The sequence below is a fragment of the Pseudopedobacter beijingensis genome, from assembly GCF_042678145.1.
Taxonomy (GTDB): Bacteria; Bacteroidota; Bacteroidia; order Sphingobacteriales; family Sphingobacteriaceae; genus Pseudopedobacter; species Pseudopedobacter beijingensis.
Window position 1 is genome coordinate 646,151 of the sequence record NZ_JBHUDG010000003.1, and the last position, 12,733, is coordinate 658,883.

At 37.1% G+C, this 12,733-nt stretch carries 14 protein-coding genes; 7 read left to right on the forward strand and 7 right to left on the reverse strand.

Annotated features, from left to right (window positions below; translation table 11 throughout):
- The first annotated feature begins 65 nt into the window (after positions 1 to 65).
- Complete coding sequence (locus tag ACFSAH_RS04520; RefSeq protein WP_379661509.1) at positions 66 to 938, forward strand: aminoglycoside 6-adenylyltransferase; 873 nt, start codon at positions 66 to 68, stop codon at positions 936 to 938.
- 518 nt (positions 939 to 1,456) lie between these two features.
- The gene (locus ACFSAH_RS04525; protein WP_379661510.1) at positions 1,457 to 1,885 is read left to right on the forward strand and encodes a DUF3995 domain-containing protein; all 429 of its coding nucleotides are present in this window, start codon (positions 1,457 to 1,459) and stop codon (positions 1,883 to 1,885) included.
- A 125-nt stretch (positions 1,886 to 2,010) separates the two neighbouring features.
- Here the strand turns inward: ACFSAH_RS04525 and ACFSAH_RS04530 are convergent, their stop codons facing one another.
- From ACFSAH_RS04530 to ACFSAH_RS04550, 5 genes are all read right to left on the reverse strand, one after another.
- Complete coding sequence (locus tag ACFSAH_RS04530; protein WP_379661511.1) at positions 2,011 to 2,439, reverse strand: hotdog fold thioesterase; 429 nt, start codon at positions 2,437 to 2,439, stop codon at positions 2,011 to 2,013.
- A gap of 28 nt (positions 2,440 to 2,467) precedes the next feature.
- Positions 2,468 to 2,974 (reverse strand): DinB family protein, encoded by a 507-nt coding sequence (locus ACFSAH_RS04535; protein WP_379661512.1) that lies wholly within the window; start codon positions 2,972 to 2,974, stop codon positions 2,468 to 2,470.
- A complete protein-coding gene (locus ACFSAH_RS04540; RefSeq protein WP_379661513.1) occupies positions 2,955 to 4,160 on the reverse strand; it encodes a sensor histidine kinase in 1,206 nt (401 codons plus the stop codon). Before ACFSAH_RS04540 ends, ACFSAH_RS04535 begins: the two co-directional genes overlap by 20 nt.
- A 74-nt stretch (positions 4,161 to 4,234) precedes the next feature.
- Positions 4,235 to 4,459, reverse strand: a complete 225-nt coding sequence (locus ACFSAH_RS04545; RefSeq protein ID WP_379661514.1) for a DUF6358 family protein — start codon at positions 4,457 to 4,459, stop codon at positions 4,235 to 4,237.
- 1 nt (position 4,460) lies between these two features.
- The gene (locus ACFSAH_RS04550; protein WP_379661515.1) at positions 4,461 to 4,775 is read right to left on the reverse strand and encodes a rhodanese-like domain-containing protein; all 315 of its coding nucleotides are present in this window, start codon (positions 4,773 to 4,775) and stop codon (positions 4,461 to 4,463) included.
- Between the two features lie 255 nt (positions 4,776 to 5,030).
- Between ACFSAH_RS04550 and ACFSAH_RS04555 the strand changes: the two genes are divergently transcribed.
- The 4 genes from ACFSAH_RS04555 (at position 5,031) to ACFSAH_RS04570 (ending at position 9,067) form a co-directional block, all read left to right on the forward strand.
- The gene (locus ACFSAH_RS04555; RefSeq protein WP_379661516.1) at positions 5,031 to 5,804 is read left to right on the forward strand and encodes a succinate dehydrogenase cytochrome b subunit; all 774 of its coding nucleotides are present in this window, start codon (positions 5,031 to 5,033) and stop codon (positions 5,802 to 5,804) included.
- A gap of 13 nt (positions 5,805 to 5,817) precedes the next feature.
- Positions 5,818 to 7,752 carry a fumarate reductase/succinate dehydrogenase flavoprotein subunit gene (locus tag ACFSAH_RS04560; protein ID WP_379661517.1) on the forward strand — a complete coding sequence of 645 codons (1,935 nt, stop codon included), beginning with the start codon at positions 5,818 to 5,820 and terminating at the stop codon, positions 7,750 to 7,752.
- A 72-nt stretch (positions 7,753 to 7,824) separates the two neighbouring features.
- Positions 7,825 to 8,583, forward strand: coding sequence for a succinate dehydrogenase/fumarate reductase iron-sulfur subunit (locus ACFSAH_RS04565; protein ID WP_379661518.1), 759 nt, complete (start codon positions 7,825 to 7,827; stop codon positions 8,581 to 8,583).
- Between the two features lie 118 nt (positions 8,584 to 8,701).
- Positions 8,702 to 9,067: a DUF2200 domain-containing protein gene (locus tag ACFSAH_RS04570; RefSeq protein ID WP_379661519.1), complete on the forward strand. Its 366-nt coding sequence runs from the start codon at positions 8,702 to 8,704 to the stop codon at positions 9,065 to 9,067.
- 184 nt (positions 9,068 to 9,251) lie between these two features.
- Here the strand turns inward: ACFSAH_RS04570 and ACFSAH_RS04575 are convergent, their stop codons facing one another.
- Together ACFSAH_RS04575 and pdhA are read right to left on the reverse strand one after the other, a co-directional pair.
- Positions 9,252 to 10,859: a pyruvate dehydrogenase complex dihydrolipoamide acetyltransferase gene (locus ACFSAH_RS04575; RefSeq protein WP_379661520.1), complete on the reverse strand. Its 1,608-nt coding sequence runs from the start codon at positions 10,857 to 10,859 to the stop codon at positions 9,252 to 9,254.
- 78 nt (positions 10,860 to 10,937) lie between these two features.
- A complete protein-coding gene (pdhA, locus tag ACFSAH_RS04580; protein WP_379661521.1) occupies positions 10,938 to 11,933 on the reverse strand; it encodes a pyruvate dehydrogenase (acetyl-transferring) E1 component subunit alpha in 996 nt (331 codons plus the stop codon).
- Between the two features lie 229 nt (positions 11,934 to 12,162).
- On the opposite strand from pdhA, the gene ACFSAH_RS04585 reads away from it, so the two are divergent.
- Positions 12,163 to 12,720, forward strand: coding sequence for a C40 family peptidase (locus ACFSAH_RS04585; protein WP_379661522.1), 558 nt, complete (start codon positions 12,163 to 12,165; stop codon positions 12,718 to 12,720).
- The last annotated feature ends 13 nt before the right edge of the window (positions 12,721 to 12,733 follow it).

The window sequence follows — 12,733 nt, forward strand, 5'->3', positions numbered from 1 at the left end:
TGGGCAAGTATGTGAGACATATAAATGAGTTAGCGGCTATTTAGACAGACACTCCGCAAGAACAGATGAGAAGTACAGATGAAATAAAAGAATTGATAATTTCAACGGCAAGTTCAGACGACAGAATTAGGGCTGTTTTATTAAATGGTTCACGAGCAAACCCTACCATTCAACCGGACAAGTATCAAGACTTTGACATCGTATTCGTAGTTAATGATTTGAAAACATTCACCAATAATCATAATTGGACAAACTGTTTTGGTGAAAAACTAATTTCTCAGCTTCCAAACGAAATGTCTTTTGATAGCGAAAACCCGATGGAAAAAGGTGCATTTACCTATTTAATGCTATTTACTGACAATAACCGAATAGACTTAACGCTTTTTCCATTAGAAAAATTTGAAACAGATTTTAAATTGGACAGTTTGACCGTGGTATGGCTTGACAAAGATCAATTATTTTTAAACATTCCGAAACCAACCGACAAAGATTATCATATTCAAAAGCCAAGTGAAAAATATTTTTTAGACGTCTGTAATGAATTTTGGTGGGTAAGCACTTATGTAGCGAAAGGGCTTGTGAGAAATGAAATATCTTACGCAAAAGAAATGCTTGAAACTGTTGTAAGACCTATGTTTATGAAAATCATAGAATGGTATATTGGAATTCAAACTGACTTTTCAATTTCCTTTGGAAAAGGAGGAAAGTTTATGAAAAATAACTTATCAAAAACACAATATGACAAAGTGCTTGCAACTTATTCAGACTATCAATTAGAAAAGAACTGGACTTCTCTATTTTTAATGACAGAATTATTTGGGGCGTTTGCAATAATCGTAGCCGACAAATTGAAATTTAACTACGACTTGAAAGAAGAGAAAAATGGAAAGAACTATTTAGAAACAATGTACAACGAACAAAAAATAAACAGCCACTAACATCGGTAACTGTTGCACACCCCTACTAGTTTAAGTGTTCCGATAGGATCACTTGAATACGTTATGAGTACCGAGAACTCCGTTCAGTAAAAACACTAATTGTTAACCATAAAATATTAACTTTAAAATGGCAACTCGTTATCGATATTATTTTCAAGGATAGCTTGAGAAGCAGCAAACTATAAATATAGCAGTGCAATAGATACTTATAAAGAAGAGAATGAATCATTACCCATACAGAGGGTATAGTAGCAAATTATTACCGGACGGAGTCCTCAGTTTTATAAAAACATTTAAGTCATCCGTTGGAAGACTTAAAACGAGGAAGACAACTCGCTATCAACATTATTTGCAGAAAAACCCTGGAAAAGCGGGAAAATCTAGCAAAGCGTATCTACCATAAAAATGACAAAAAAAAAGAACGAACCGCTAACAAGGTATTGCGCTCCTCCTCGTTTAAGAGTTCTCATAAGATCTCTTGAACAAGAAAAGAGATATGATTTTTAATTTTCAACTAAATGACAACAATAATAGCCTTAGTTTTATTTTTAATTTTCTTGTTCATTTCTTCAATTCATTTCTATTGGGCTTTTGGCGGAAAATGGGGAAGTAAAGCTGTCCTTCCTACCAAAGACGACAATAATACCCAAGTTTTAAACCCTACTATTTTATCAACATTAACTGTAGCGTTTGGCCTACTATGTTTTGGAGTTTTTATTTTAGTAATGTCAGGGCTGATAACTTTTAACATACCTCTATGGCTGTCTAAATATGGTCTTTGGATAATTGCGGGTATTTTCACTCTGAGAGCAATCGGAGATTTTAATTATGTTGGTTTTTTCAAGAAAATTAAACATACAACGTTTGGGAAAAATGACACAAAATATTTTTCACCATTATGCTTAACTATTGGAATATTGACAATAATTTTAGAACTAATAAAATAAAAACTTCTGCTAACAAGAGTTTTACGCTCAGACGGGCTAAAGTAAAAAATTTAGACTGCAGTTTTTCAATTCAACATTAATAATAAACAAAACATCTACCTGTGTTTCGATTTCCCTTCCCAACGCTATACTTTCATTCTTGGAATAATAGCTACAGTTAACCGGCTAATGCAAGTCATCTTACCTTCGTCATTATAAAGCTTAATATCCCAAACATGCGTTTTATTACCTAAGTGTATAGGAGTACATTTTGCTGTAACCTGTCCATTTACTACCGGCCTAAGATGGTTGGCGTTTATTTCCAAACCTACGCCCATCAGCTTTTCGGCATCTATCACCATATTACTGGCTATGCTTCCGATAGTTTCGGCCAAAACTACTGATGCTCCTCCATGTAATATCCCTGCGGGTTGTTTGGTCTTATCATTTACAGGCATAGTAGCTTCTATAAAATCATCACCAATTTCTGTAAAAACAATATTCAGTAGTCCACCCAGATTATTCTGTGGTCGTGTATTTAAATCTGATGTTGTATATTTTTTAAACCAAATCATAAATCAATATATTTTAATTCAGAAGAACCTATAGGTACCTTTCTTTGAGTACATTCAAATGGTGCGCTACATGTCCTGCAACTATAAACAATAACGCTCCTACAGAGATATTGTTTCCATTGGCATTTCCATTTTTAGCATAATCGGCCTCATTTAAACTCTTAAAAAAGTACATATTTGATTTACGCATCAATAAAAACTCGTTAACCAGATCTTCCAACTTTCTTTCGGCTATCCTTGAGTTTGCGATATAATCGTTTTCATCAAATCCCGGAAGCTCGGCTTTATCGTTTCTGGCAAAACACATTGTTCTGTATACCATTACCCGTTCCGTATCTATCAAATGAGCGATCACTTCTTTAACCGTCCATTTCCCCGGGGCATAGGCATAGTCCTGCTTCGCTGCCGGAACCAGCTCTAACAAGTTACTTATCTGTTGCTGCTGCTTATCCAACATTTCCATAATATCTCCCTGCACAAGCTGTATATAACCTGTATAATAGGGAGCATAATCTTTAGGCTGAGGTTGATACATCTTTTTTATTGTTTCTTAGTATAATCCTAAACGTAGTTCCTTTTCCTATTTCGGAATCTTTCACAAAAACAGACCCCTTGTGGTAGTTTTCAACCATTCGTCTGGTCAGCGAAAGCCCTAAGCCCCATCCCCTTTTTCTAGTGGTATAACCCGGTTGAAAAACAGTGTCAAACTTAGAACGGGGAATTCCCTTTCCTGTATCTGAAATATCTATAATTACCTGTGTTCTGGAAGAATTCTCTTTGATATGGACATGAATACTCCCTTGTCCGCCTATAGCATTCACAGCATTTTTAAGAATATTTTCTATAACCCAATCAAATAAAGGCACATTCAACAAGGCTTCTATATCTTCATCTCCGGTAATATTAAAGCTAATCTTATCCGAAATCCTCACTTTAAAATAGTCTACAAATTCTTTAACTACATCAAAAACCTTATGATTGCTTAATATGGGTTTCGACCCAATCTTAGAAAATCTGTCTGCTACTACCTCCAGCCGCTTAACATCATTCTCCATTTGCATAACCAAAGAGCCATCCTCTTCCGGTAGTTTATCTTTTAACAGCTCTACCCAGGCCATTAATGACGATACGGGGGTTCCCAGCTGATGGGCGGTTTCTTTTGCCAACCCTACCCAAACCTGATCTTGTTCTGATTTTTTAGAGGAGTTAAATACAGCATACGCCACCAATAAAAACACGGCAATAAGCGAAAGTTGTATATAAGGGAAAAACCTGAGGCGAGTCAGCAGATTACTATCTTTATAATAGACCATGTTCTTTTGCCCGAAAAACTCTAAAGGTATAGGTTCATGCTGAGATTTCATTTTATCCAGCTGCCTGTGAAAGTAGTCCGGATCATGAACTTTGCGATCCGCATCTAATTTAAAATAGGTTTTGGTAGTATCCAGCCCCTGATAAGTTATAATAGAATCTTTTTCGTTAGTCACAATTGCCGGAACGGGTAAGCTATCGCGAATAACAAACAAGAAGTTCATCATTTCGTCGTTATCCGTTTCAAACATGGTTTTTAAGCTTTTAGCCCATAATTCTGCTCGGGTTCTCTCGGATTTGGCAATGCTTTTTACCAAAAAATCAGTATAGGCCAAAGACGACACAGCAATAATTACTGCAAAAGAGAGTAATATATATTTCCAGAGCCGTCTGTTTTCGTAAGGATTCATTGGAAGTTTAAAATACAAACTTCTTTTTTATTCGTAGAATAGTCTGTTATAATAAAATCAAAAAAGAGATATTCTTATCTCTTTTTTGATTTATTCTTTGCCTGCGCTTCCGCCTTTTCTTTCATTTCTTTTCTAACCTCTTTCATTAACCTTAGTTTATAGTAAAGACTTAAACTAAAAGAAGCGGCACAAAGTATAGGCACAAAATAATTACCTTTTTGATAGGCCATTGTTCCTATAATTACCGAAAGGATAATCAGTAAATTCAGAATGACGTTAAATGCTATTTTCTTCCCCATCTTAGTATACCCTTAACTCTGGCTCTATCTCTGCCGCCCAGGCAAGAATACCACCTGTTAAATTATATACATTAGTGTAACCTGCCTGCTCCAGCTGATTTAATGCCGCAGCACTTCTTGCCCCGCTTCTGCATTGCATAACTACAGGAATATCTTTAGATATTTTATCTTTTTCTAACAGAACGTTTGCCAGAGGGATATTCTCACCTTCAAGATTAGACATTTCGTATTCAAAAGGTTCGCGGACGTCAATTAACTGAAATTCCTTCCCTTCATCTTTCCACTGCTTAAGTTCGCTTACTGATATTTCTTTCATAACAACAATTGTTTTTCTTCCAACCAAAAATAGAAATAAAATAATAGAGTTGATAAAGCTTCTGTTTTATTTTAAGAACCTTACACTTAGTGTAATTATGGCCAAATTTTTACATTGTTTTCTTGCCGGAAACAGAAAAGCAATTTTAGAACGTTTCTAAATTAAAAATTATCTTTTACTTAGCCCAAAGCATTTCCCTAAGTTTGTTTATTAATTAAACATTTACGCATTAGAAAAGACCTTAAATACTAACAAATGAGCAATTTTTCAAAAACTTTTTCTTCCACGCTGGGGAGAAAGCTGATCATGTGTTTAACAGGCTTGTTCTTGTGTACTTTCTTAGTTGTCCATTTAATTGGTAACCTCCAGTTATTTGCCAACGACGGTGGGTACTCATTTAACAAATATGCCTATTTCATGACCCATTTTACACCCATCAAGGTAGTTTCTTACTTGCTTTATACTTCTATTATCGTACATACGGTATGGGCAATTATCATTACACAAAAAAACAAGGCAGCTCGTCCTGTTTCTTATGCTGTAAAAGGAGCTAATGGGAGTATCTGGTCATCCAGAAACATGGGAATATTAGGCACCATCATTTTCCTGTTTGTGGTGATTCACATGAGTAACTTCTGGTACAAGTACCACTGGGGAGAAACACCTTATATCGAGTACCATACAGACCTGAATACAGGTGTTACTGAAATTAAAGAGCTAACAGCTGCTGACTACACACAATATGTACAGTATGTAGACAATAACGGCATCGAAATCATTAAATCTAAAGATTTGTATAAAGAAGTTGCTTTTGCTTTTTCAAGCCCTATTTATGTAGCATTCTACATATTAGCCATGGCTGCTTTGGCTTTCCACTTATTACATGGTTTCCAAAGTGCTTTTCAAACATTGGGATGGAATAACAGCAAATACAAACCATTGGTTAATTTCTTAGGTGTATGGGTATTTTCTATCATTATTCCGATAGGCTTTGCTGCCATGCCTATATATTTCTTTTTATTCAAATAACTAAGATTACGACATGAAGTTAGATGCAAAAATTCCATCGGGTCCACTAGGAGAAAAATGGAACAAACATAAATTCGACCTTAAACTTGTAAACCCTGCCAATAAAAGAAAATATACTGTTATTGTAGTAGGTACAGGATTAGCAGGTGCTTCAGCAGCTGCTTCTTTAGGCGAGCTGGGTTATAATGTAAAAGCCTTCTGCTTTCAGGACAGCGCTAGAAGAGCTCACTCTATTGCCGCTCAGGGAGGTATAAACGCAGCAAAAAACTATAAAAATGACGGAGACTCTGTGTTCCGTTTATTCTACGACACCATCAAAGGTGGCGATTATAGAGCCCGTGAAGCTAACGTATATCGTTTAGCCGAGGTTTCTGTAAATATTATAGATCAGTGTGTCGCTCAGGGTGTTCCTTTTGCCCGCGAATACGGGGGCCTTTTAGATAACCGCTCTTTTGGTGGTGCACAGGTATCCAGAACTTTCTATGCTAAAGGACAAACCGGACAGCAGTTATTATTAGGCGCTTATTCAGCCCTGAATCGTCAAATAAAAGCCGGATCAGTAAAAATGTACACCCGTACAGAGATGCTGGACCTGGTTACTATAGACGGTGCTGCAAAAGGTATTGTTACCCGTAATTTGGTTACAGGAGAAGTGGAAACTCATGCCGGACATGCAGTACTTCTTTGTACCGGCGGATACGGAAACGTATTCTATCTTTCTACCAATGCCATGGGTTCTAACGTAACAGCAGCATGGAGAGCCCATAAAAAAGGTGCCTTCTTTGCTAACCCTTGTTACACGCAAATTCACCCTACCTGTATTCCTGTTACCGGAGATCACCAATCTAAACTGACATTAATGTCAGAATCGTTAAGAAATGACGGTAGAGTTTGGGTTCCTAAAACAAGAGAAACAGCAGAAAAACTGCGTAAAGGTGAAATCAAAGTTAAAGACATCAAAGAAGAAGACAGAGATTACTATTTAGAAAGAAAATATCCTTCTTTTGGTAACCTTGTACCTCGTGATGTGGCCTCAAGAAATGCAAAACAAGTTTGCGACGACAAACGTGGAGTGGGTAAGTCTGGTTTAGCGGTTTACCTTGATTTCTCTGATGCGATCAAAAGATTAGGACAAAAAGCGGTTGAAGCAAAATATGGGAACCTATTTGATATGTACTATCAGATAACGGATGAGAACCCGTACGAAGTACCTATGAGGATATATCCAGCGGTTCACTATACTATGGGTGGACTTTGGGTAGATTATAACCTGATGACTACTGTACCGGGTTTATATTCTTTAGGAGAAGCTAACTTCTCTGACCATGGCGCAAACCGTCTGGGTGCATCAGCATTGATGCAGGGATTGGCTGATGGATATTTCGTAATCCCATACACTATTGGTGATTATTTAGCGAACATAGGGCCTGCTCCTGTTGACGAGAAACATCCTGCATTTGCTAAGGCAAAACAAGATATTATTGATTTAACAAATAAACTGCTTTCATTAAAAGGAACCAGAACTGTAGACGAATACCATAGAGATTTAGGTCATATTATGTGGGAATACTGTGGTATGGCCCGTACTGCCGAAGGTTTACAGAAAGCCAAGAAAATGATTGCGGAACTTAGGGAAGATTTCTGGAAAAACGTAATCGTACTTGGAGAAAATGAGGAAGTAAACCAATCTTTAGAAAAAGCTGGAAGAGTAGCTGATTTCTTGGAACTGGGAGAGTTGATGGTTGACGATGCTTTCCAACGTAATGAATCATGCGGTGGTCACTTCAGAGAAGAGTATCAAACTCCAGAAGGAGAAGCTTTAAGAAACGATGATGAATTCACTTATGTTTCGGCCTGGGAATACACAGGAACAAATCAGCCAGAAGTTCTTCATAAAGAAGAGTTAGTTTTTGAAAATGTTAAATTAACACAACGTAGTTATAAATAGTATTGTGTAGAGCGTATCGAGATAAGTAAAATACCTCAATACCCAATACTCAGTACCCAATACTAAAAAGATATGAGTGGACATATGAATCTGACGTTAAAAGTTTGGCGTCAAAAAAATGCTCAAACACCCGGAAAATTCGTGTCTTATGATGCCAAAGACATTTCTGATGACATGTCATTCTTAGAAATGCTGGATGTTGTAAACGAAGATCTGGTAAAGAAAAAAGAAGACCCTATTCAATTTGATCACGATTGCCGTGAAGGTATTTGCGGAATGTGTTCATTGATGATAAATGGTTCTCCGCATGGACCAAAACAAGGAATCACCACTTGTCAGCTGCACATGCGTAGCTTCAAAAATGGCGATACTATTGTTATTGAGCCATGGAGAGCCGGAGCTTTCCCTGTAATTAAGGATTTAACCGTAGACAGATCTTCTTTTGAAAGAATACAGCAAGCAGGAGGTTATGTTTCTGTGGGTACCGGAGGAGTACCTGATGCTAACGAGATCCCTATTCCTAAGAAAATAGCAGACGAGGCATTTAATTCAGCAGAATGTATTGGTTGCGGAGCTTGTGTGGCTGCTTGTAAAAATGCATCTGCCATGTTATTTGTTTCTGCAAAGGTTTCTCAATATGCTTTGTTACCGCAAGGTCAAACAGAGCGTTATGAAAGAGCTACAGCTATGGTAAACCAAATGGACGAAGAAGGTTTCGGCGGATGTACTAATACTTACGCTTGTGAAGCCGAATGTCCGAAAGGAATCAAGGTTACTAATATTGCCCGTATGAACAGAGAGTTCTTCAATTCTTCGTTTATTAAAGGCTAGTGTGTTATTATAAAGAACAAAAAAAGCGGTTTATAACCGCTTTTTTTGTGTAGTAGATTTTCATATTTCTGTTTAATTTAAAGAAACAAATTCTGTTAGCTATATAAACTCAGATCAAATGAAAACGACACAAGAACATCATGACCGGATAGCAAAAATGACGTTTGCATCGGTATATCCTCACCTTCTGGCCAAAGTAGAAAAAAAGGGCAGAACAAAAGATGAACTTCACCAAGTTATACAGTGGTTAACTGGATTTAATAATAAGCACCTGCAACAACTTATAGAAGAGAAAGCTACCTATGAAACTTTCTTTCAAAAAGCAAAATTAAACCCCAACGCTCACCTAATTACGGGTGTTATTTGCGGCTATCGGATTGAAGAAATCGATAATCCCACTACCAAACAAGCCAGGTATCTTGACAAACTGGTAGATGAATTAGCTAAAGGAAGAAAAATGGATAAAATTTTAAGAAAAGGATAAAGGAAGAATTACTTTTTTTCGCTGCTCTAACCAGCCCTGTATTCAGGGTTTCTTATCACCTCACTATTTCGTGTAATAAAGGGTATAAAAAAAGAGCTATATCAACAGTTAGTCGTCACCTGAACTTATTTCAGAATGACGAATCTCAAAACTCTTGATACAACTCTCTATAAATATTAAAATCTTACGCTAGTAATCTGATTGGTGCTTCTAACAAACCTTTTAGTGTTTGTAAGAATGCCGCTCCTGTAGCACCATCAACTACTCTATGGTCACAACCTAAAGTAAGCTTCATGATATTTCCAGGTACTACCGCTCCGTTTTTAACTACCGGAACCTGATTTATAGCTCCTACAGACAAAATTGCTCCATCCGGAGAGTTAATAATAGAGGTAAATTCATCTATACCAAACATACCTAAATTAGAAACCGTAAAGGTCGAACCTTCCCAATCTTTTGGTTGTAGTTTTTTAGCTTTCGCTTTTTGTGCAAAATCTTTTACTTCCGCAGAGATATGTGACAAAGATTTCCCGTCAGCAAAACGCACTACAGGCACTAACAAGCCATCTTCTACCGCCATTGCTACACCAACGTTAGTATGCTCATTAAAACGAATTTTATCGCCTCCCCATGAAGAGTTTACAGCAGGGTGTTGTTTTAATGCTACGGCTACCGCTTTTATAACAATATCGTTAAAAGATACTTTAACCGGAGCTACTGCATTAATTTGAGTACGGGCAGCCATTGCATTATCCATATCTATAGAAATAGTTAGATAGAAATGTGGTGCTGTAAACAAACTTTCGGATAAACGACGGGCAATAGTTTTACGCATTTGCGAAACCGGCTGCTCTGTAAATTTCTCTTCTCCGATATATTGAGGAATAGCAAAAGCTTTTTCTTCTTTAGAAGATGCTGCTACAGAAGCAGTTTCTTTGGCAGCAGGTACAAATCCTTCCACATCTTTCTTCACTATTCTTCCACCTTCTGCACTACCTTTAACCTCGTTAAGGTCAATTCCTTTTTCTGCTGCTAATTTTTTAGCTAACGGAGATGCTTTTATTCTGCTGTCACTATCTGCACTTACAGATGATGCCGTTTCTGCAGGTTTATTTTCTGATGATACAGCCTTTTCTTCCGCTTTGTTTTCTTTCTTTGGAGAAGAATTACCTGCTTTTAACAAAGGAGTAATATCAGTACCTTCTTTACCTACAATAGCAATAATATCATTTACTTGAGCCGCTTTACCTTCTTCAACGCCTATATACAGTAACGTTCCCTCTTCGTAACCAACAACTTCCATTGTTGCTTTATCAGTTTCAACATCAGCTAAAGAGTCATCAGACTTTATCTTATCACCAACTTTAAAGTTCCACTTATTGATAACACCTTCTGTCATGGTATCACTTAACAGAGGCATACGTATAACTGCAGCCGGGATATTAGAAACATCTACATCTTCTTCCGTTGCAGCTTCCTGTGCCAGAGCTTCTTCTGTAACAGGTTCCTCCGCACTTGCTGATGATGAATCCAAAACGGATTTATAGTCTTCACCTTTTTCACCAATAACAGCAATCACTGCATCTACCGGCACTGCCTGACCTTCTTCAACACCTATATATAATAATGTTCCTTCCTGAAAAGATTCGAAGTCCATTGTTGCTTTATCTGTCTCTACTTCGGCAACTACGTCTCCAGCTTTAATTTGATCTCCAACTTTTTTATGCCATTTAGCTAAAACACCTTCTGTCATGGTGTCGCTCATCTTAGGCATTTTTATTGCTTCAGCCATTATATATTTCTTTTTAACTGTGTTTAAAATAACATGAAAACCGGAATTTATGTTTGTATAAATTCCGGTTCATAATTTTTATTCTTTTATAAAATCGTAATCTTCCTGTGCGTAAACATCTTTGTATAACTCAGATGGATCCGGGAATGGAGATTCTTCAGCAAATTTAACCGCTTCTTCTATATCCGCTTTTATTTTCGCAGCAACTTCATCAAACCAGGCCTCGTCTGCCCATCCTTCTGCAACAATTTTAGCTTTAACTACTTCAATAGGGTCTTTTGCTTTGTATTCCTCTACCTCTTCTTTAGTACGGTATTTTTGAGGGTCCGACATGGAGTGCCCTTTGTATCTATAAGTTCTTATTTCTAAGAAAGTAGGCCCCTCTCCTCTCCTTGCTCTTTGTACAGCTTCGTCTATGGCATTATGTACAGCCACAGGATCCATTCCGTCAACAGGCATTGAAGGCATCTCGTATCCTAAACCTAATTTGTATATATCTAAAGTGTTTGCAGTTCTGGCAACTGACGTTCCCATTGCATAACCGTTATTTTCAACAATAAATATTACGGGCAACTGCCAGTTCATAGCCATATTGAAAGTTTCGTTCAATGCACCTTGTCTAACAGCACCATCGCCCATATAGCAAAGGTTTACCCTGTTAGTTCCAAGATATTTCTCTGCAAAAGCTACCCCGGCACCTAAAGGTATCTGACCTCCAACAATACCATGTCCTCCATAAAAATCGTTCTCCTTATCAAAAAAGTGCATAGAGCCTCCTTTTCCTTTAGAGCATCCTGTTATTTTACCATATAACTCAGCCATAGCTACTTTACTTGGCATTCCCTTTGCAATCGCATGAGCATGATCTCTATAGGTAGTTATTAAGCTATCACCTTTTTCGGTAGCAGACATTGTTCCTGCAATAATAGCTTCCTGTCCTATATATAAGTGACAGAAACCTCTAATTTTTTGCTGTCCGTATAGTTGGCCAGTTTTTTCCTCAAACCTTCTTAAATGAAGCATTAATTCATACCAGTACAGATATGTCTCTTTTGTTATTGCAACTGAACTCATTTCTTTTTCTAATTCTAATTAAATGGGACAGCAAATCTATTAATATATCGACAATTTTAAAACCCTAACCCGGTTATTTTAACTATTTTACTCTTTTGTTGTTAAATTTTGTTAAAAAAATCTTATCATTGTTGTTTAGCAAACATTTAAGGCCTAGTTTTGTGCCGTTGTAAAATAATACTTATAAAGGTCCGTTAGAGACAAACGTAAAACCCTAAAACTATTATTAATGAAGAAAGTTATAATTTTTACTCTTTTGGTCAGCCTGACATTGGCGGGCAAAGCCCAAAGCTCAAAGACGACATCTTCACCCAGCACTTCCTCTAAAACCGAAACCTCAGACCCTGATAATTTAGCAAGCCAGTTTTTCTCTCAAGTAATGGGAGTAGCGATATCTGCTACATCTAACACCAAAATGTACCAGTTTATTTATGACTGGTTAGGGACTCCGTACCGTTTTGGAGGAAATACTAAAAAGGGAATTGATTGTTCTGGTTTCACCAAAGCAATGTACGACAAGGTTTTTAACACCACACTATTAAGAAACTCCAGAGACATCTTTAGCATGACCAATCCTCTTTCTAAAGACGAGCTTAAAGTGGGTGATTTGGTCTTTTTTAAGATAAAAAGTAAAAGCATTACTCACGTAGGGGTTTATTTGGGAGATAACAGATTTGCTCATGCTTCCAGCAGTAGAGGTGTAGTAATTAGCGATTTGAATGAGCCCTATTATAGCAGATATTTTTATAAGGGCGGCCGTATTACAGAATCCCTAAAAGAAGAATAAGTTTTCATATATT